This is a genomic window from Roseateles sp. FW305-36, assembly GCF_058787015.1.
The window spans coordinates 74,838-92,301 of record NZ_JBYSZK010000020.1; the positions used below are offsets into that span (position 1 = coordinate 74,838).

The window sequence follows — 17,464 nt, forward strand, 5'->3', positions numbered from 1 at the left end:
GGGCCTGCCTCCTACAATCCGGCCCACCCCTTTCCACGACCCGGCGCCCACCCGGCGCGGGTCCCTGACCGAGGTCCTGACGCCATGGACACCCGCACCCATGAAACCCGCCTGCGCATCGAGCGCCTGCGCGACGCCCTGAAAGCCACCGGCGCGCATGCCGTGCTGGTGCCCTCCAGCGACCCGCATCTGTCCGAGTACCTGCCCGGCCGCTGGCAGGGCCGCGAATACCTGTCGGGCTTCACCGGTTCCGTCGGCAGCCTCGTCGTCACACGCGACAGCGCGGCCCTGTTCGCCGACAGTCGCTACTGGGCCCAGGCCGAAGCGCAGATCGCCGGCAGCGGCATCCAGCTCGAGAAGATGGCCACCGGCGCGTCGACGATCTACATCGACTGGATCGCCAAGACGCTGAAGCCCGGCCAGGTGCTGGCCGTGGACGGCCAGGTGCTGGGCCTGTCGCTGGCCAATGCCCTGCGCACGGCCATGCAGCGCGCCGGCATCACGCTGCGCACCGACCACGACCTGGTGCAGGACGCCTGGGACGACCGCCCCGGCCTGCCGACCGAGCCCGTCTACGAACATCAGCCGCCCCAGGCCGTCGTGGCCCGCGCCGACAAGCTGGCCCGCGTGCGCGCCGCGATGGCGAGCGTGGGCGCCACCCACCACCTCGTCTCCACCGTCGACGACGTGGCCTGGCTGCTGAACCTGCGCGGCAGCGACGTCGAGTGCAACCCCGTCTTCATCGCCCACCTGCTGCTGGACGCTGAATCCAAAGGTCCTGGCGGCCGCCTCTTCATCGCCGACGGCAAGGTGCCGGCCGACGTGACCGCACGCCTGGCCGCCGACGGCATCCAGCTCGCGCCCTATGACCAGGCCGCCAAGGCCCTGGCCGCCCTGCCGGCCACGAGCAAGCTGCTGATCGACCCGCGCCGCGTGACCCTGGGCCTGCGCGAGGCCGTGCCCGCCACGGTCAGCGTCGTCGAGCAGATCAACCCCAGCACCCTGCTGAAGAGCCGCAAGACCGCCGCCGAGGCCGAGTTCATCCGCGAGGCCATGGCCGAGGACGGCGCGGCCATGTGCGAGTTCTATGCCGACTTCGAGGCCTCGATGGCCCGCGGCGAGCGCTGGAGCGAACTGGACATCGACACCCGGCTGACCGCCGCGCGCAAGCGCCGCCCGGGCTTTGTCGGGCTGTCTTTCTCCACCATCGCCGGCTGGATGGCCAATGGCGCCCTGCCCCATTACCGCGCCACGCCCGAGTCCTTCGCCCACATCGAGGGCAACGGCCTGCTGCTGATCGACTCCGGCGGCCAGTACCTCGGCGGCACGACCGACATCACCCGCGTCTGGCCCATCGGCACGGTCAGCGCCGCGCAGAAGCGCGACTACACCCTGGTGCTCAAGGGCACGCTGGCCCTGTCGCGCACCCGCTTCCCGCGCGGCACGCTCAGCCCCATGCTGGACGCCATCGCCCGCGCGCCGCTGTGGGAGCACGGCCTGGACTACGGTCACGGCACCGGCCATGGCGTGGGCTACTTCATGAACGTGCATGAAGGACCGCAGAGCATCAGCAAGGCGATTGCCGAGCCGGCCATGGCCATGGAGGTCGGCATGATCACCTCCATCGAGCCGGGCCTGTACCGGCCGGGCCAGTGGGGCGTGCGCATCGAGAACCTCGTCATGAACGTGGCCCTCGAGACGCCGGAGAAGAACGCCTTCGGCGAGATGCTGGAGTTCGAGACGCTGACGCTCTGCCCCATAGCCACGAGCTGCATCGACGCGAGCCTGCTGCGCGCCGACGAGGTCGCCTGGCTGAACGACTACCACGCGACCGTGCGCGAGCGCCTGGCGCCCAAGGTCAGTGGCGCCGCGCTGGCCTGGCTGAACGAACGCACCCAGCCCCTGGCGGCCTGATGCGCAGTGCCGCCGCCCTGCTGGTCTTGCTGGCGGCGGCGGCCGGTGCGCAGACGCGCTACGAAGGGCTGTGCGACGCCTCGGCGGCGGTGGCCCTGGACGCAGGCCATTTCGTCGTCGCCGACGATGAGCACAACAGGCTGACCATCTACCGGCGCGGCCAGCCCAAGGCCGTGGGAGAGGTCGAGCTCGACAAGTTCCTGAAGACCGACAAGGAGGCCGACCTCGAAGGCTCGGCCCAGGTCGGCAACCGCATCTACTGGATTGGCTCGCATGCGCGCAACAGCGCGGGCAAGGTGAGAGAAGACCGGCAGCGCTTCTTCGCCACCGAGATCCGCGGTGCGACGGTCCAAGCCATCGGCAAGCCCTATACGTCGCTGCTGATCGACCTGCTCGCCGCGCCGGCGGTCGCGCCGCTGAAGCTGGCCGACGCGGCCGGCCGCGCAGCCGAGGCGGAAGGCGGCTTCAACATCGAAGGCCTGGCGGCGGCGCCCGATGGCAGCCTGCTGATCGGCCTGCGCAATCCCATCCCGCAGGGGCGCGCCCTCGTCATCCCGCTGCTGAACCCGGCCGATCTCGTGGCCGGCAAAGGCCCGGCGCACTTCGGCAGCGCCATCCGCCTGGACCTGGGCGGGCGCGGCGTGCGCTCCATCGACCGCATCGGCAGCAGCTATCTCATCGTCGCCGGCCCGCCGGCCGACGAAGGCACGTTCGCCCTGTTCCGCTGGAGCGGCAAACCCAACGACATGCCCGTGCCCGTCAAGGCCGAACTGGGCACATTGAGGCCCGAGGCGCTGTTCGCCTGGCCCGACGGGCAGCTCACCCTGCTCAGCGACGACGGCGGCGTGATGGTGGGCAAAAAGGCCTGCAAGGACGCCGACAAGTCCAAGCGCGCCTTCCGCGCCATCGACATCAAGCCTTAGTCCTGCGGCACAGCATCAACGCAGCCAGCGCCGGCAGCAGCAGGGCCAGGGTCGCCGGCTCCGGCACGCTGTTGGTGTCGACGTAGGCCGCACTGGTGGTCGTCGGGCTCCACCAGATCGCATTGGTCTTGCCCTGGATGGAATAGGCAAAGGCGTTGACGAAGGGGTTGACGCGATCGAAGACGATGAGGAAGTCGTTGAAGGCCCCATCGCCGACGACGGCGTTGGCGCCGCGCACAAGGGCGCCGATGGCGGTCTGGGTCGCGCCCTGGTTGGCGATGCCGACTTCGGCCATCGTGTACTGGTGGCCGGCAATCTCGATGTCGATGCTGAGGAAGCTGGCGATGGGATCGGCCTTGTTGGCCGTGTCCCAGGTCAGGCGGGCATCGATCTCGCCATCGAAGCCAGGCCATTGCGTGCCGGCGTTCTGAAAGCCTGAGGCCTTGAGTTCCAGCGTCACGGGGCTGGCAAGGGCGGCGCCCGCGCCCAGGCTCAGGGCAAGGACGGCGGCGGCGCGGGTGAGGAGGGATGAAGCGAAGGACATGGGGGGCTCCCGGGTTGAAGACATGTCCAAGTTAGAGGCACTTCCCCATCGCCTCTACCCCCGAGGCACTGGCCCCCCGCCGGGGAACCGCCGGGCCGTATCGGGCACTACATGCGCGAGTGCTGACGCTTTGCAGCGCTCAAAGCGACGGCTTGAGTGCCGTGTCCGCCCCCCCGAAGCTGGTGGCCAGTTGCGCCTTCACTGGGGCCACTTCTGTTGCCGGCTTGCCCTGGGCCTGCAGCGATTGCAGCAGGCCGCGCAGGGCCCAGCCGCTGGTGGGGTGCTCGGCCAGGTCGGCGCGAAAGCTCGCCTCGGCCTGGGTCCAGCGCGCGGCCTTGAGCTGCATGTCGCCCAGGGCCAGGCGCGAGCCGGCGGCCAGCATGGGCGGCTCGCTGCGGTCGACGAACTTGCCGTTCTCGACGGCCTGGGCCTGCAGCTCGAAGGCGGCGTCGCTGCGTCCTTCGGCAAGCGCGATCTCGGCGCCCAGCCTTGCCTTGGCCACCTGGGCCAGGCCCCGCACCACCTTGTCCATGTACTCGTCGCCAGCGTTCTCCTTGACCAGCCGGTCGGCCACAGGCACGACCTGCGCGTAGGCCTGCCTGGCATCCTCCAGGCGACCTGTGCGCACCAGAGCCACGCCGCGCGCCTGCTGCCCGAGCACGAGAGCGATGCCGTGCTTGTCGCTGGGCAAGGGTTCGGCCAGCACGGCGTCCCAGCGCTCCAGCCGCATCAGCGTCAGCAGGGGCAGGCTGCGCAGGTATTCCCCATACGCAAAGGTCCACTGTTCGGCCCGCACAGCACCCTTGCGCGCATTGGCCAGCGCCACGTCACCGCGCCCCTGCATCAGCGGCGCGAACCACAGATAGGAGCCGTTGTGGCCGCGCCAGTCCTTGCCGGCGCTGAAGCCCTGGCGCTGCAGTTCGGCTTCGCGCGCATCATCTAGAGCGAGGGCACGCTCGTTGACGGCAGCGGCATCGGCATAGCGCCCCAGCAGACCGAAGGTGTGCGCGGGCATATGCACCAGATGGGGCGATTGCGGCGCGAGAGCACCGAGGCGCTCGGCCGCGGGAAGGGCGCGATGCGCCTGGCGAGGCGTGTCCACCGCGTGGATGAGGTAGTGGTTGACGCCGGTGTGCTGCGGGTGGCGGGCCACAGCTGCTTCCAGCCGCGTCGCCAGCGTGCCGATGCGGCCGCTCGGCGTACCGGCATCGTCATCCCACCAGTCGCCACGGGTGGCGATCATCTCTGCCTCGGCCCACATCGACAGCAGGTCAGGGTCGTCCGGCGCGCCATCGGCCAGCGCATGCAGGCGGTCGGCATAGGCCACGTCCAGCGGGTCGGCGCGCTTGGCCGAACCGCCCGACTTCTGGCCGCAGACCGGCGCCGTCAGCACCGCGACCGTGGCCTTCTGGCTGGCATGGCCATAGCGCAGTGCCATCGCGTCGACCAAGTCGCGCTCGCGCGGGCTGGCATTCGCACGCAGGCGCACCGCCAGGTCCACATAGCGCTTGGCCTCGGCCAGGTCGCCGCGGTCGGGCGCATTGATATTGGGCCCGAGCTGCCAGGCCACGCCCCAGGCGCACAGCGCGCAGTCGGGGTCGGCCGCCAGTGCGGCCTTGAACATGCGCACCGCCTCGACTTCGTTGAAGGCATAGGCCTGGGCCATGCCCTGGTCGAAGAGGCGGCGGGCTTCGTCCGAGCGCGTCGTCACGGCGAGGTCGACGCTGCCATAGCCCTCCAGCCGCGGCGCGCGCGCGCTGCGGTCCACCTGCAGGGGCAGGCCCGAACAGGAGGCCAGCACGCACAGCGACAAGAGACACAGGCGCCACGACGGCAGGCGGACGCGACTGGAAGAAGACTGAGGCATTTGTTGGAGACTCCCTGGCGATGCGAGGAGCCTAGGCGGGAGCGCCCTGCCCCGCCATTGGGCCGAGTCCTTAGGCTGCGATCGCCTCAGCGCGCCGCAGGACGGGGTAGCGCCAAACCAGGGCCGCACTGGCCAGCAGTTGCAGCAGCACGCCGGCAAACACCGGCACGGCGCTGTCCGCGTGCCCGAGGAAAGGCGCCACCAGCTGCGTGCCCAGCGCACCGGCGGCCAGCAAGGCCAGCACCAGCAGGGCGGTCCCGCGGCCCATCTGCGCCGGCGGCAAGGCCAGGGCATCGACAAAGGTGGCCGGCCCGCGGATGGCCAGCGCGCCGCAGAAGCACATCCAGTAGGCCGCCACGACGGCGTAAGGCAGTTGCTGCCCCGCTCCGGCCAGCAGCAGGGCCAGCGTGCAGGCCACCAGCTGCGCCACACTGCCCAGCCTCACGACACGCGCATGACCCAAGCGCTTCGCCAGCTTGCCCGATTGCGAGGCCCCCAGCATGAAGGAGCCGACGCCGAGCACCTGCAGCAGCGCGAAGGCCGCCGTGCCCAAGCCGAGGGTGTGCTGCAGCAACTGCGGCGCACTGGCGAGGAAGGTCAGCAGCGCGCCTATGCACAGCGCATGCGAACCCGCCAGGCGCAGATAGCTGCGGTTGCGCAGGATGCCGAGGTAGCCCGCGTCGTGCTTCATGTCGAGACCCGGCAGCTTGCGCGGCGCGATCTTCACCACCCAGGGCAGCACCAGCAGGGCCAGCGCGGCCAGCACCCAGAAGGTGCCGCGCCAGTCGGTCATGCGCAGCAGCAGCGCGCCGATCACCGGCCCGGCCGCGGGCACAATGGCCTCGACCATGGAGATGGCCGCGATGCCGCGCACCACATCGGCATCCGCCAGCGTCGCGCGCACGACGGTCGGCGCCACCACGGTGGCCGCTGCGGCCGACACGCCCTGCAGCAGCCGCAGCACGAGCAGCATCTCGATGTTGGGCGCGAGCGCGCAGCCCAGGCTGGTCAGCACCAGCAGGATGAGACCGACCTGGATGCACAGCCGCGGGCCGAGGCGGTTCAGCAGTTCACCCCACAACAGCTGGGCACCGGCCAGGCCGGCGAGATAGACGGCCACCGTGGCCTGGGCCAGCGGCACGCTGATGCCCATGCCGGTCTGCAAGGCAGGCACCGCCGGCAGATAGAGGTCCATCGCGGCCATGCTGACGCCGGTGACGAAGGCCAGCGGCAGGATGGTTCGTATGGAAGCGGACGGGGATGCGGGAGGGGAATGCATGAGGGAGCCTCTTCTTCACAGAGGGCGCCCTTGATCTGACGTCCCGGTCGAGCGTGGCGGAAGCGTCATGGCCTCCGTCGCAGCACCCCTCGGCGAGACGATGCCGCGGCAACCACCGCAGCACGGCGGCCATTCTAGGCAAGGCACACTGCGGTGATGGACCAGGTGGATATTGCCGTCATCGGCGCCGGCGTCGTCGGCCTCGCCATCGCGCGCGAGCTGGCGCTGCGCGGGCGCGAGGTCGTCGTCATCGAGGCCGCGGGCGCCATCGGCACGGGCATCTCCTCGCGCAACAGCGAGGTCATCCACGCCGGCCTCTACTACCCGGCAGGCAGCTTGAAAGCCAGGCTTTGCGTGCGTGGCAAGGCCCTGCTCTACGACTACTGCGAAGCGCGCGGCATTGCGCACAGTCGCTGCGGCAAGCTGGTCGTCGCGACGCGTGAAGCCGATTTGCCGCGGCTGCAGAAGATCGCCGCCGGCGGAGCAGCCAATGGCGTCGATGACTTGCGCTTGCTCGGCCGCGCGCAGACGCTGGCCCTGGAGCCGGCGCTGAACGCCGCCGGCGCGTTGCTGTCGCCATCGAGCGGCATCGTCGACAGCCATGGGCTGATGACCGCGCTGCTGGCCGACGCCGAGAACGCCGGCGCGACGCTGGCCCAGGCCAGCCCGGTCACGGGCGGTGGGCGCGACCGCGACGCCTGGACGCTGCGCTGCGGCGAAGACTTCGAGCTGGGCGCGCGCTGCGTCATCAACGCGGCCGGGCTGTTCGCTGCGCAGGTGGCCGAATCCCTCGGTACGCCGGCACCCAAGCTGCGCTTTGCACGCGGCCACTACTTCTCGCTGGCCGGCCGGGCGCCCTTCTCACGGCTGATCTACCCGCTGCCGGTGGACGGCGGCCTGGGCGTGCACCTGACGCTGGACCTGGGCGGCCAGGCGCGCTTCGGGCCGGACGTGCAATGGCTGCCCGACACCGACCCGGCCACGCTGGACTACGCCGTCGACCCGACCCTGGCGCCGGCCTTCGAGGCCGAGGTGCGAGGCTACTGGCCGGGCCTGCCCGAAGGCGCGCTGCAGCCGGCCTACAGCGGCATCCGACCCAAGCTGACCGGCCCCGGCGAAGCGGCGGCGGACTTCTGCATCGAGAGCGCCGCGCCCGGCCTGGTGCAGCTCTTCGGCATCGAATCACCCGGGCTGACGGCCTCCCTGGCCTTGGCAGAAGAGGTCGCTGCCCGGTTGCTCAGGCCGTGACGCTGAGCTGAGAGTCGGTGCTGGAAGCCTGCAACCAGTTCTTGCTGAGCTGGTCGTAGAGCTTCTGCGCCAACGCGGCGATATCGCTGTTGGCACTGCTCTGGCTGCCATCGGAACCCGCCGTTTGCGCGAGCTCCTTCAGCTGGCCGGCCAGCCTCTCGATCTGCGACACCGTGCCGTCCTGGTTGACGTCAAGCGGGTCGTAAGTCGTGGACGTCGAACTGGTGGAGCTGCTGCCGCCGGATGCAGCCGCCGGCGGCGGGCCGCCTGCACCATGCGCCCCCCCTTCATGCCGCTGCGCCTTGCCGGCCTCGAACTCGGCCTTGGACAACTGGCCGTCGCCGTCGGTGTCGAGCTTGGCGAACAGGTCGCTGTCGCCGCCTTCGTCGTTGGCCGCACCACGCGACTGCGCGAAATCCATCGTCGACGACGGCGGCGGCATCAGGTCGCGCATGCCCTGGCTCAGCTCGTCGCTGGAGAGGCTGCCGTTGCCGTCGCTGTCCATCTTCTTCAACAGCTCGGCGCTGTTGCCGGCCTCGGCGCTGAGAGGCCCCTTTTCCAGCATGGCCGCCAGCTCGGTGGCGTCGACGCTGCCGCTGCCATCGCTGTCCACCTTGGCGAACATCTTGGCCTCGTGCTCGGCTCGGCGGTTCGAGTTGGTTTCCCAGGACCGGTTGGCACCGCCCAGGCCGCTGATCGTGCTCATTGGCTACTCCTTTCAAGGGTTGTGGATCGCCCCGCGGCCCTGTTGCGGCGGGACGATTCATTCTTGAAAGCGTGAGTAAGGCCTTCGTATGCGCCATGTGTCCGGACAGACACAAAGCGGGGTTCCAAAGCGCGAACTGGGCGGTGATGGCTGCCCAGTTCTTGCAATTCCCATGAGGGCGCTCTTCAGCCCTTGGCCGACTGCTTCGCGATGATGGCGTCGGCGGCGTGCTCGGCCTGCTGCAGCGGCTGTTGCAGGGCCTGGGTCGAATAGGCCGGCGTGGCGGGGGCCGGCGCGCCGAGCACGGCGCCGCCGGTGTCGTGCGTGTCGACGCTCACGTCCATGGACAGGCCGATGCGCAGCGGGTGCTCGCGCAGCTCGGCCGGGTCCAGCGCAATGCGCACCGGCACGCGCTGCACGACCTTGATCCAGTTGCCGGTCGCGTTCTGTGCCGGCAGCAGCGAGAAGGCGCTGCCCGTGCCCGGCGACAGGCCCAGCACCTTGCCGTGGTACTCGACCTTGCCGCCATAGGTATCGGCTTCCAGCGTGGCCGCCTGGCCGACGCGGATGTTGCGCAGCTCGGACTCCTTGAAGTTGGCATCCACCCAGAGCTGCTCCAGCGGCACGATGGACATCAGCGCCGTGCCCGGGATGACGCGGCTGCCCACCTGCACGCTGCGCTTGCCGACATAGCCCGACACCGGCGACACGACGGCATTGCGGCGCAGGGCCAGCCAGGCCTGCACATAGTCGGCCCGCGCGGCCAGCACGCTGGGGTGCTGGGCCAGGGCCACGCCCTGCACGCCGGCGCGTGACGCATCGACCTGGCGCTGCGCCACTTCCAGCGCGGCCTGCGCGCTCTTGACGGCCTGCTGGGCATGGGCGACCTCTTCAGCCGGTAGCGTGTTGTCGGCCGCCAGCGGCTGGCGGCGGGCCAGGTCGTCCTGGGCGCGCTTCAGGTCCTGACGGCGCAATTCGACGGTGGCTTCGTACTGAGGGACGCCGGCATAGCGTTCGCGCAGCTGACGCACGGCACCGCCCAGGCGCGCCTCGGCCTGGGCCAGGGCCACTTCGGCATCAACCGGATCGAGCTTCACCAGCTCAGCGCCGGCCTGCACCAGCTGGGTCTCGTCGGCGCGGATCTCGGCGACGTTGCCGGTGACCTGGGACGACAGCGTGACCATATTGCCGCCGACATAGGCGTTGTCGGTCTCCTCGCGCTTGGACAGCACCAGGGCCGAGTAGATGGCGTAGAGCACGCCGGCGATGACGAAGAGGGCCGTGATGCCGACGAGGGCCCAGTGGCGCTTGCGCTCCAGCGGGGGTGGAGCAAGGGGTTCGGTGGTGGACATGGTTCAGTTCCAGGAAATGGCGGCGGGCGCTTCGGCATGGAAGCCACCGCCCAAGGCATGCGTCAGCGCGACTTCGGTCTGCAGGCGCTGGCTGGTCAGTTGAAGTTCGGCCTGGCGCTCGCGCAACAGGGCCAGGCCGGCCTGCACGGTGCTGGCGCGGTCAGCCAGGCCCTGGCGCTGGCGGGCCTGGGCGCTGCGATGCTGGGCTTCGAGCAGCGTGGCGGCTTCGTGCTGCTGCGTGGCTTGCGCGGACAGGCCCTGCAGCGCGGCTGCGGCCTGGGCCACGTCGCGCACCGCGTCGAGCACGCGCTGGTCGTAGTCGGCGATGAGCTCGTCACGCGAGCTGCGCGTCTGGCCGAGCTGGCCCTTCAGCGTGCCGGTGCTGAACAGGGGGAGCGCCAGCGAAGGGCCGGCGAAGAAGGTGCGGCTGGCAGTCTTCAACAAATTGGGCAAGCTCAACGCGTCGAGACCGATGGAGGCGGCGAGATTGATGTCGGGGTAGAAGGCGGCCTTGGCCGCGTCGACGCGGTTCATGGACGCCTCGACGCGCCAGCGCGCGGCCTGCAGGTCGGGGCGGCGGGCCAGCAGCTCGTAGCCGAGGTGAGGCGGCAGCGATGCGTTGTCGGCGGGCAAGGCGCGCGGCTGCAATGCGGCCAGCGCGTCCTCGCCATGGCCCAGCAGGGCGCGCAGGGCCTCGCGTTGGCCGATCGCAGACGCTTCGGCCTCGGCGATGCGGGCACGCAGTTCCGCAAGCTTGGCAGCCTCGGCGCGGTGCTCGTCGGACGAGGCCAGGCCATGGGCCACGCGGCGGGCCTTGTCGTCGATCAGCGCCTGCTGGGCGGCGGCCTGCTCGCGCAGGTTGGCGGCCAGGGCCCACTGGCCTTGCAGCTCGAAGTAGCTGCGCGCCACCGAGCCGGCCAGAGCCTGGCGCACCTGGGCGGCTTCGGCCTTGCGGGCGAACTCCTCGCCCGCAGCGGCTGCGACCTGGGCGCGGTTGCGGCCCCAGAGATCGAAGTCGTAGCGGGCCTGCAGCTTGAGGTTGAAGTCGTTGAAGGTGCCGCCGCCGATGGGCGACGGGAACAGGCCGTTGGCTGAGTAGCGCTGGCGGTTGGCATCGGCCGTCACGCCGGCCTCGGCACCCGCGGCAGCGCGCGTGACGGCAAGGGTCGACTGCGCCGCATTGACGCGGGCCGCGGCGGCTTCCAGCGAGGGACTGGCCTGCAGCACGCGGTCGACGAGGGCATCGAGCTGCGTGTCGCCATAGCGTGTCCACCAGCGATCGCCGGGCCAGGCGTTGGCACCGGCGAGTTTGATGTCGGCCGGCAGTTCGACGGTGCTGGCATCGGGCAGCGCGACCGCGTGGGACTCGGGCGGGATGCTGATGCAGGAGCAAAGCAGCACGGCCGACAGCGTGGCCATCAGCACCGTCAGGGCGAAGGTGTGGTTCAGAGGGTTGAGGCGGGACAGCATGCGCATCACTCCAGCGCCGCGTGGTTGGCGGTGGGGTCGGGTTGGGCCTTGGGAGGGCGGATCAGCAGCAGCAGCGGGATGATGGCCAGCGTGACGAGGAACATCATCCAGAAGTCGTCGATATAGGCCAGCATCGAGGCCTGCCGCGTGATCTCGGCGTTGAGAAGGGTGGCGCCGGCCACGCCGCCAGAGCCGTAGACCGCGGTCACGGTCGGGTCCTGCAGCATGGGGTTGGCGATATTGATGTGCTCGGTCAGCGAAGCATGGGCGACCTGCACATTGCGCGTCAGGAAGGCCTGCACGAGGGCGATGCCGACACTGCTGCCGATGTTGCGCACCAGGCTGTAGATGGCGGTGCCGTCGGCGCGCATCTGCGGCGACAAGGTGGCGAAGGTGGCCGTGCTCAGCGGCACGAAGACCAGGCCGAGGCCGATACCCTGGATGATGCCGGGCCAGACGATGTCGCTGCGCGACAGCACCAGGGTGTACTGGCTCATCTGCCACAGCGAGAAGGCCGTCAGCGCAAAGCCCACGGCGAGCAGATAGCGCACGTCCACCCTGCCGACCAGCTTGCCGACCACCAGCATGGCCACCATGGTGCCCAGGCCGCTGGGTGCGGTGACGAGGCCGGCAATGGCTGCCGGATAGCCCATCAAGCCCTGCAGCATTGACGGCGTCAGCGCCCGGGTGGCGAACAGCACCATGCCGACGATGGCGATGAAGAGCAGGCCCGTCACGTAGTTGCCATTCTTCAGCAACCGGTAGTCGAAGAAGGACTGGCCGGCCGGCCGCAGCGCCGTGTGGGCGACGAAGTAGGCGAAGCTGATGGCCAGCAGCAGGGCCTCGATCCAGGTCTCGCGCGAAGCGAACCAGTCGTTCTGCTCACCACGGTCCAGCAGCATCTGCAGTGCGCCGATGGCCAGGGACAGGGTCGCGAAACCGAACAGGTCGAAGCGCATCTTGCGCGGCGCCTGGGCGCCATGGATGTACTTCCAGACGCCGTAGAAGGCCATGGCGCCGACCGGCACATTGATGAAGAACACCCAGCGCCAGTTGTAGGCGTCGGTCAGCCAGCCACCCAGCGTGGGGCCGAGGATGGGGCCGATCATGACGCCCATGCCCCAGACGGCCATGGCCTGGCCATGCTTCTCGCGCGGGTTGATGTCCAGCAGCACCGCCTGCGACAGCGGCACCAGGGCCGCGCCGAACACGCCCTGGATGAAGCGGGCGAGCACGATCTCGGTCAGATTGCCGGCCATGCCGCACAGCACCGAGGCGATGGTGAAGCCGCCGATGGAGGCGAGGAAGATGGTCTTCTGGCCGAAGCGATCGCAGAGCCAACCGGTCAGCGGCATGGTGATGGCCGACGCGACGATGAAGGACGTCAGCACCCAGGTGATCTGGTCCTGCGAGGCCGACAGATTGCCCTGCATATGCGGCAACGCGACGTTGGCGATGGTGCCGTCCAGCGCCTGGATGATGGTCGCCAGCATGATCGACACGGTGATCATGACGCGGTTGATTTCCGGCGCCGCTGAACCCGGTCGACTTGCGGCGGCCTGGAGGGTGGCTGTCGTCACAGGCTGGCCTCGACGCGGGCTTGCAACGCCTCCAGCAGGTCGGCCGCGGCTTCCAGCACCGCCTTGTCGATGCCGGCCAGCATCTCCTTGCGATAGGCGTCGGCGACGGCCTTGACCTCGACGTAGAGAGCCTGGCCGGCCTCGGTCAGCACCACGTATTTGATGCGCCGGTCGGTCTCCGACGGCACGCGCTCGACCAGTTCGGCCTTCACCAGGCGGTCCACCAGGGCGACGACCGACGGGCCTTCAACGCCGAGGCGGTTGGCCAGCTCGATCTGCGACAGCGACTCCTTGGACTTGGCGATGTTGGCGATGGCCATCCAGCCGGCCTGGCCCACGCCCACGTCTTTCAACCGGCGGTCGATGCCCTGGCGCCAGATGCGCGCCGTGTTGTGCAGCGCCATCGAGAAGCGTTCTTCCGTCGAGGTCATGGTTCGCGTCCTATTCGTTTACCAACCAATCGTTAGTTGGCTAATGAATTTTAGCGAGATCGGCTGTCGACTTGCAAATCAAGAAATGAAAAGCCCCGCCGAGGCGGGGCCGATGCGATCAGGCCGGAGTGGGCGTCAGATCGCGAACGCCGCGTCGGCCGCAGCGGTGATGCGCGGCCACAGGGCCAGGCCGCCACTCAGGCTCCAGGCTTGCTGATGACCCAACCGGCGCAGGGCCTGGGCGGCCTGGGCGCTGCGGTTGCCGCTGCGGCAGAAGAAGACGACGGGCGTGCCGACCGGCAGGGCCATCCAGCGCGCCAGCGCGTTCGGCAGGCCGGACAGCGCCACCGCCTCGCGGCTGACGGCGGCGCCCAGCTCGGGCGGCTGGCCCAGGCGCTGCTCATAGGGCTCGCGCACGTCCACCAGCACCAGGCCGGGATGCTCGCGCGTCAGCTGGGTCAGCGCGGCCAGGCTCAGCTCGCTGGACGCCAGCGGGCAGGCGCTGTCCACGCGGGCGCCGCAGGCCACGGTCTGGTATTCGGTCAGCGCCAGGCCCTGCTCCAGCTGGGCCTTGGCGGCCGCGAAGCCGGCGTCGTCGACGCGGCCGTTGAGCACGTCGCCCAGCAGTGGTTGGGCGATGGCTTCGACGGCCAGGGTGCTGGCGAAGCGGTCGTCATAGTCATGGCCGGGCAGCAGCAGCGTGTTCGCGCCAACGGTCTGCTGCAGGCGGCGCAGCGAGCTGCCGTAGTCCTGCGGCGCGCTCTGCTCGAAGTCGCTGCGGCCGAGAGCGCCGGGCATGACGGTGTCGCCGACGAAAGCGAGGCGCAGGCCGGCGGCGTCGTTGAGCAAATAGGCCGTCGAGTCCTGGGTGTGGCCGGGAATGGCCACGCGGCTCAGCTTCAGCGCACCAAGTTCGAGTTTGTCGACACCGCGCGGCCAGCCCAGGCCGTCGACCTCGCCGCGCGCCTGGCCCGCGGCGGCGACCAGTTCGGGCGCCGATGACGCATGGTCGCCGTGGCTGTGCGTGTCGAGCACGGCGGCCAGCTCGTAGTTCTGGCAACGCAGCCACTGGGCCAGTCTCTCCGTCAGTTCGGGCAGCGGGTCGACGACAACGGCGCGGCGGCTGGCGGCATCGGCCAGCAGATAGCAGCAGGCGCCGTCGACGATGAAGCGCGTCAGGCCATCGGCCGGCAGGGCCTGGCCGGTGGCGTTCGGGTCGAGGCAGGATTCACGCAGCGACTCGCCGCAGATGCGGATGCGGGCACAGGCCTCCTCGATGAAGGCCGCATCGGCCACCGGGCCGAAGGACATGCGCACCGCCGAGGCGGTCTGCCAGGCCGGCAGGCCCATGGCTTCGAGCACATAGCTGGGCGCGGCCTTGGCGGCGCTGCAGGCCGAGCCACCGCTGACGCGCAGTTCGGCAGCGTCGAAGAGGTCCAGCAGCAGCTTGGAACTGATGCCGGGCACGGCGAAGTTCAGCGTCGTCGGCAGGCTCAGCTCGGGCGGCGCGTTGAAGACCAGGCCGGGAAAGGTCTGCTGCAGAGCGGCGGCGAGGCGGTCGCGGAAGGCAACCAGCGTGGCGTGGTCGCGGAAGGTCTTGCCGTCTTCCAGCGCCGCCAGCACCGCGCCCAGGGCCGCGATGCCGGACATGTTCTCGGTGCCCGAGCGCAGCGCGCCTTCCTGGCCGCCACCGGCCAGCAGCGGCGTGAAGGGCGCGCCTTCGCGCACATAGAGCAGGCCGATACCCTTGGGGGCGTAGAGCTTGTGACCCGAGAAAGGCGCGTAGTCGATGCGGCGTTCTGCCAGGCGCAGCGGCAGCTTGCCCAGGGCCTGCACGCCGTCCACCATCCACAGGGCCGAGCTGCCAGAAAGCACCTGTTCGATGCCGTCGAGGTCGCTGATGACGCCGGTCTCGTTGTTGGCCGCCATGGTGCACACCAGGCCGGCGCGCGGTGCATGCTCGCGCAGCCAGGCGAGGTCGTGGCGGCCATCGCGGCTGACGGGAATGGCCAGCACCTGCAGGTTCAGGCCGAGCAAGGCGTTCCAGTGCTTGATGGCTTCGGGAACGGCCTTGTGCTCGGTGGCGCCGTAGAGCAGCAGCTCAGGACGCTGCGGGCGGTCGCGCAGGGCGCTCAGCGCCGACAGCACGGCCGTCTGGATGCCTTCGGTCGCGCCGCTGAGGAAGAGCAGCTTGCCGGTGCTGGCGCCCAGCACGCGCCGGGCGCGGCCGCGCACCCCGTCCATCAGCGCCCTCGCCTTCAGGCCGGTGCCGTGGATGCTGCTGGGGTTGCCGAAGTCCTCGGCCATCGCGGCCAGCGCGGCCTCGCGAGCCTGGGGCAGGACGGGCGTGGTGGCGTTGGCGTCGAGATAGATTTCCATGGGGCGGAGCCGCTGCGGCGTTGAAATGCGCTGGCGGGTATTGTTGCCAGCCCGGGCCGGAAATGGGTTGCGCCAGCCCGCCTGGCAGCGTCCAAATCGAGCACCCAATGCTGCGTATCATCAAATCCATGAAATTGGATTCCATCGACCTTCGCATCCTCGACATCCTTCAACAGAATGCCGAACTGCAGACGGCCGAGATCGCGCAACAGGTCGGCTTGTCGACGACGCCCTGCTGGCGACGCATCCAGCGCCTGAAGGAGGCTGGCGTCATCACCCGCCAGGTGGCCTTGCTGGACGCGCAGAAGGTGAATGTCGGCGTGACCGTCTTCGTCTCGGTGCGCACCAACACGCACAGCCAGGACTGGTTCGAAACTTTCAAGGCCACCGTGCAGGCCATTCCCGAGGTGGTCGAGTTCTATCGCATGAGCGGCGACGTGGACTACCTGCTGCGCGTGGTGGTGCCCGACATCGCCGCCTATGACAGGGTCTACAAGCGCCTGATCGCCGGCACCGAGCTGCGCGACGTCAGCTCCAGCTTCGCCATGGAAGAACTCAAGCTGACGACGGCGCTGCCGCTGGGGTATGTCGGTTGACACCCCTTTTGCTACGGGGTGTTGCAAATTGCGGGTGGCCGCAGTACACCATGCAGGCACCGCGGCGTTAAGTTCACCGCATTCGACCTGAGCGAGTTCGCCATGAAGACCCTTGTTCGCGCCTCCGTTGTCCTCGCCCTGCTGGCTGCCCAAGGCCTGGCCAGCGCCGGCCCCCGCTATTACGACGGACCGCGCCACTATCACCACCATCACGGCGTCGGTCTGGGCGGCCTGGTCTTGGGCCTGGCCGTGGCCGTGCCTCTGATCGCTCTGGCCAGCCAAGCCGACCGCGAGGTGGTCTATGTGCCGCCCCCACCGCCCCCACCGCCGCAACCGGTCTATGTGCAGCCCGTGCAACCGGTTTACACGCAGCCGGCTCCGTCGCGCGCCGTGCCCGTCATCTATCCGCGCAACGGCCAGAGCGCTGCGCAACTGGAAGGTGACAGCCGTGAATGCAACCGCTGGGCGACCACCCAGCAGGCCGCCATGTCCGACGCCAGCGTCTTCCAGCGCGCCGTCGAGGCCTGCATGGATGGGCGTGGCTACACGATGCGCTGAGGCTTGAGCCGCTGTCTGGCGGCGCCCAGAAACGCAAAGGGCCTGGAAGCTTTCGCTTCCAGGCCCTTGTTTTATTTGGGGCTGATGGAGATTGAACAGTTCAATGCAGGCCACGCCAATGCTCGCTTCCAAATGCGTTGGCGCTGATCGTTCCCCGATCTGTTCCCCTACTGGCAGCGCAGCGGCACCGGCCCGCCGCCACGCACCTGAATATCCGGCCAATGGCGCTCCTTTGCGCCCAACAGCCTCTCCTCAAGGGCATCGCGTTCATTGGCAGCGATGCGCTGCGCTTGAACCGCGGCCAGCCAGCCTGAAGCATTGCAGCTCAGTGTCATCACCACAGCTGCGGCCTTGATAGCGCGAGTAGCCGCACCGTCGTAGTTCTCAACGTCGATAGCGAAGTGAGCCGCCCGGCCAGCGTCATCGCAAGCCAGTTGCTCACTGGGCCAGGGCTTTGGCAGTACCACCCAGGCCATTCCGCCCAGGTCCTCGCCCGTGAAGCGGTAGTGCCCGAAGTAAGGACCGGCGCCAGAGACCCGGCAAACGAAGGCGCGCCCTTCATACGTGGCGGTTACTACGTCCATGCGGCTCTCCTTCAGTGGAGCCTGAGTATGCGC

15 protein-coding genes are annotated in these 17,464 nt (G+C 69.4%); 5 read left to right on the forward strand and 10 right to left on the reverse strand.

Annotated features, from left to right (window positions below):
- Positions 1–84 precede the first annotated feature (84 nt).
- Both AC3WOE_RS27435 and AC3WOE_RS27440 read left to right on the forward strand, forming a co-directional pair.
- On the forward strand, positions 85–1,914 hold the full coding sequence (locus AC3WOE_RS27435; protein ID WP_492695118.1) for an aminopeptidase P family protein: 1,830 nt from the start codon (positions 85–87) through the stop codon (positions 1,912–1,914).
- Positions 1,914–2,837: a DUF3616 domain-containing protein gene (locus tag AC3WOE_RS27440; protein WP_492695120.1), complete on the forward strand. Its 924-nt coding sequence runs from the start codon at positions 1,914–1,916 to the stop codon at positions 2,835–2,837. Before AC3WOE_RS27435 ends, AC3WOE_RS27440 begins: the two co-directional genes overlap by 1 nt.
- Here AC3WOE_RS27440 and AC3WOE_RS27445 read toward each other — a convergent pair.
- The 3 genes from AC3WOE_RS27445 to AC3WOE_RS27455 all read right to left on the reverse strand — a co-directional run bounded on the left by AC3WOE_RS27445 (position 2,827) and on the right by AC3WOE_RS27455 (position 6,527).
- Positions 2,827–3,381, reverse strand: a complete 555-nt coding sequence (locus tag AC3WOE_RS27445; protein WP_492695121.1) for a PEP-CTERM sorting domain-containing protein — start codon at positions 3,379–3,381, stop codon at positions 2,827–2,829. The genes AC3WOE_RS27440 and AC3WOE_RS27445 overlap by 11 nt on opposite strands.
- A gap of 139 nt (positions 3,382–3,520) precedes the next feature.
- Positions 3,521–5,248 (reverse strand): hypothetical protein, encoded by a 1,728-nt coding sequence (locus tag AC3WOE_RS27450; protein ID WP_492695123.1) that lies wholly within the window; start codon positions 5,246–5,248, stop codon positions 3,521–3,523.
- Between the two features lie 70 nt (positions 5,249–5,318).
- The gene (locus tag AC3WOE_RS27455; RefSeq protein ID WP_492695125.1) at positions 5,319–6,527 is read right to left on the reverse strand and encodes an MFS transporter; all 1,209 of its coding nucleotides are present in this window, start codon (positions 6,525–6,527) and stop codon (positions 5,319–5,321) included.
- Between the two features lie 156 nt (positions 6,528–6,683).
- On the opposite strand from AC3WOE_RS27455, the gene AC3WOE_RS27460 reads away from it, so the two are divergent.
- A complete protein-coding gene (locus tag AC3WOE_RS27460; protein WP_492695127.1) occupies positions 6,684–7,775 on the forward strand; it encodes an NAD(P)/FAD-dependent oxidoreductase in 1,092 nt (363 codons plus the stop codon).
- Here the strand turns inward: AC3WOE_RS27460 and xopAW are convergent.
- From xopAW to AC3WOE_RS27490, 6 genes are all read right to left on the reverse strand, one after another.
- Positions 7,765–8,481, reverse strand: a complete 717-nt coding sequence (gene xopAW / locus AC3WOE_RS27465; RefSeq protein WP_492695128.1) for a XopAW family type III secretion system calcium-binding effector — start codon at positions 8,479–8,481, stop codon at positions 7,765–7,767. The genes AC3WOE_RS27460 and xopAW overlap by 11 nt on opposite strands.
- A 185-nt stretch (positions 8,482–8,666) precedes the next feature.
- A complete protein-coding gene (locus AC3WOE_RS27470; RefSeq protein ID WP_492695130.1) occupies positions 8,667–9,833 on the reverse strand; it encodes an HlyD family secretion protein in 1,167 nt (388 codons plus the stop codon).
- Between the two features lie 3 nt (positions 9,834–9,836).
- Positions 9,837–11,303 carry an efflux transporter outer membrane subunit gene (locus AC3WOE_RS27475; RefSeq protein WP_492695132.1) on the reverse strand — a complete coding sequence of 489 codons (1,467 nt, stop codon included), beginning with the start codon at positions 11,301–11,303 and terminating at the stop codon, positions 9,837–9,839.
- A gap of 5 nt (positions 11,304–11,308) precedes the next feature.
- Positions 11,309–12,814, reverse strand: coding sequence for a DHA2 family efflux MFS transporter permease subunit (locus AC3WOE_RS27480; protein WP_492695134.1), 1,506 nt, complete (start codon positions 12,812–12,814; stop codon positions 11,309–11,311).
- A 65-nt stretch (positions 12,815–12,879) separates the two neighbouring features.
- The gene (locus tag AC3WOE_RS27485) at positions 12,880–13,314 is read right to left on the reverse strand and encodes a MarR family winged helix-turn-helix transcriptional regulator (protein WP_492695136.1); all 435 of its coding nucleotides are present in this window, start codon (positions 13,312–13,314) and stop codon (positions 12,880–12,882) included.
- A 135-nt stretch (positions 13,315–13,449) separates the two neighbouring features.
- Positions 13,450–15,693, reverse strand: coding sequence for an aminotransferase class V-fold PLP-dependent enzyme (locus AC3WOE_RS27490; protein WP_492695138.1), 2,244 nt, complete (start codon positions 15,691–15,693; stop codon positions 13,450–13,452).
- Between the two features lie 128 nt (positions 15,694–15,821).
- Between AC3WOE_RS27490 and AC3WOE_RS27495 the strand changes: the two genes are divergently transcribed.
- Together AC3WOE_RS27495 and AC3WOE_RS27500 are read left to right on the forward strand one after the other, a co-directional pair.
- A complete protein-coding gene (locus AC3WOE_RS27495; protein ID WP_492695140.1) occupies positions 15,822–16,289 on the forward strand; it encodes an Lrp/AsnC family transcriptional regulator in 468 nt (155 codons plus the stop codon).
- A gap of 102 nt (positions 16,290–16,391) precedes the next feature.
- Positions 16,392–16,847 (forward strand): hypothetical protein, encoded by a 456-nt coding sequence (locus tag AC3WOE_RS27500; protein WP_492695141.1) that lies wholly within the window; start codon positions 16,392–16,394, stop codon positions 16,845–16,847.
- A gap of 167 nt (positions 16,848–17,014) precedes the next feature.
- On the opposite strand, the gene AC3WOE_RS27505 is transcribed toward AC3WOE_RS27500, so the two are convergent.
- Positions 17,015–17,431, reverse strand: coding sequence for a hypothetical protein (locus tag AC3WOE_RS27505; protein ID WP_492695143.1), 417 nt, complete (start codon positions 17,429–17,431; stop codon positions 17,015–17,017).
- Between the last annotated feature and the right edge of the window lie 33 nt (positions 17,432–17,464).